Consider the following 2,024-nt stretch of genomic DNA (forward strand, 5'->3'; position numbering starts at 1 on the left):
GGATATAAATTTGTTTTCAAAATTTCCGTATTCCGTGCCTTATACAAATTGGAAGAACTCTTAAAATTTTCAGGTGAAATTACTTCCTCCGCATATGAGACTGAGGGAATTGCTATTGTAAAAATTGCACTGATAAGTAATAACTTATTACTTATTCTTCTTTTCTTACCCATACTTATTGATTCTCCCTTCAAAATTTAAAATTTCTAATACAATATGCCAACTATAAGGAAAATAAAAATTACCAAAGAGATTAATAATCTATTTTACGATCCCCCCTCTCAAGTTAAAAATCTATCATTAACAAACTTCAATAAAAAACGCCTTCCCCCTCTTTTTTTATTGTTGGATTTTCCAATGACCTAGAAGCACAGCACGAAATTACATGTAACCGACCCATGAGATTCTCTGTTTCAAAAGAAAAAAGCACCCCACTAGATGCTTTCTTTAATTGTTCTCACTATCATTTATTCAGGTAATTCTCTTATTACTATAAGATAAATTCATTCTATTTCCTAAACCTCACTTATTTCTTAATTCACTCATACCAATATAAAACCTAATAACCTACCATCAAAAAATAAAGAAAATAGGTTATTTGGCTATTCATTTCGTAAACTTAATGCTCAAATTAGTTTTTTTCACAAAGTTAAACTTTATTAAGAAAAACTTAAAGAATTTCCCTCTATATTCATAAGAACTTTTTTCTATACTCAAAATGTAAATAGACAAAAGGAGAAACGATCATGAAGAAATTTGTAATTTGCATACTAGGAATAGGCCTCCCTATATACTTACTACCTTTCATATTACGCGGAGATTTAGACAGATTTAATCCGATTGCTGAAGAAAAAAATGTATATGCCGTTGCGAAAGGATATGGTGTTCCAGATTATCATCATAAAGGAAAAGCTATGTACTCACTAAAAGCTGTTGACGAATTAAGTAATGAAAAAGAATATACAGTTGGAACGAACACGCCTAATGATTTTATAAGAAAAACTTACTTAAAAATTCATGTGAAAGGAAAATATGTGTATTCTTACGATATTATTTCTAAAGAGGATATTCCTGAGAAAATAAGGGGACAATTGGAGATAGCAAATAAATAAAAGAGCCAATTCATACGATTTGGCTCTTTATTCTCTCTCCCATCTACCGTTTGGATAATTCTTTCGGTAGATTTATTAAATTCGTTATCATTGTTCCAATAACCATTGTTCAATTACTTTTACTGTTTCATCTCGTTGTGCTTTTGCCGTAATTAAACTCGCATTATCACCTTTTTGCTCACCATACATGCCAAAATGAGCATGGTTTCCCCCTTTTATCATGTGCATAGTTGTATTCTTTGACATGAACTTTTTATTGTTCTCTATTTTTTCTACAGTTGCTAAAGCATCTACTTCTCCATAAATTGATAACATCGGAATCGATTTTGTAGAAAAGTCATCTGCAGGATACGAACCTAAGAAAATGATTCCGTGTACCTTGTCTTCATGCTGAGAGGCATACTTAGAAATCATAGCTCCGCCCATTGAATGCCCCGCAACATACCATTTTTGAACTTCAGGATACTTTTCAATTACACTATCTACCTCATTTATTCCAAATATCGCTAAGTTTAATGGTAACTTAGGCATTACTACAAAGTGCCCATCTTTTGCAAGAGCTTCTCCTAAGTAACTATAAGCCTCAGCTTCTACTTTAGCTCCTTGATAAAAAATAACCCCTACTTTCGCATCTTTCGCTCCAAAAACGATATTATCTTCATCTTTTTTATCATCTACTAACGACAAAGCCTCTTGCGTCGGTTTATAAGTAAACTGAGACCAAGTTAAAAAAGTAATACTTCCTATAATTAAAATAGCTAGTAAAGAGTACAGCGTAATTTTTATCCATTTCTTCACAAAGATGACCTCCATAAGATGTATATATTCCATATTTCGGATTATCATTAACACACATAAAAACTCGAGCATTTTTATTATGCTCAAGTTTTTATTTACGCCTTTAATTTATAC

Annotated in this window: 2 protein-coding genes and 1 pseudogene; 1 reads left to right on the top strand and 2 read right to left on the bottom strand. The window is 31.6% G+C overall.

Annotated elements, in window-relative coordinates:
* Positions 1-173 (bottom strand): annotated as a pseudogene (locus ABWK52_RS28330) (alpha/beta hydrolase); the annotation flags it as partial.
* 573 nt (positions 174-746) lie between these two features.
* Here ABWK52_RS28330 and ABWK52_RS28335 point away from each other — a divergent pair.
* Positions 747-1,112, top strand: a complete 366-nt coding sequence (locus ABWK52_RS28335) for a YxeA family protein (protein WP_000714887.1) — start codon at positions 747-749, stop codon at positions 1,110-1,112.
* A gap of 87 nt (positions 1,113-1,199) precedes the next feature.
* On the opposite strand, the gene ABWK52_RS28340 is transcribed toward ABWK52_RS28335, so the two are convergent.
* The gene (locus ABWK52_RS28340) at positions 1,200-1,910 is read right to left on the bottom strand and encodes an alpha/beta hydrolase (RefSeq protein ID WP_025966702.1); all 711 of its coding nucleotides are present in this window, start codon (positions 1,908-1,910) and stop codon (positions 1,200-1,202) included.
* Between the last annotated feature and the right edge of the window lie 114 nt (positions 1,911-2,024).

Source organism: Bacillus sp. AP50 (genome assembly GCF_040492675.1).
In the GTDB taxonomy this organism is placed as follows: Bacteria; Bacillota; Bacilli; order Bacillales; family Bacillaceae_G; genus Bacillus_A; species Bacillus_A cereus.

Coding starts and splice junctions, on each gene's coding strand:
- ABWK52_RS28335 (WP_000714887.1), top strand. CDS start 747: ATGAAGAAATTTGTAATTTGCATACTAGGAATAGGCCTCCCTATATAC.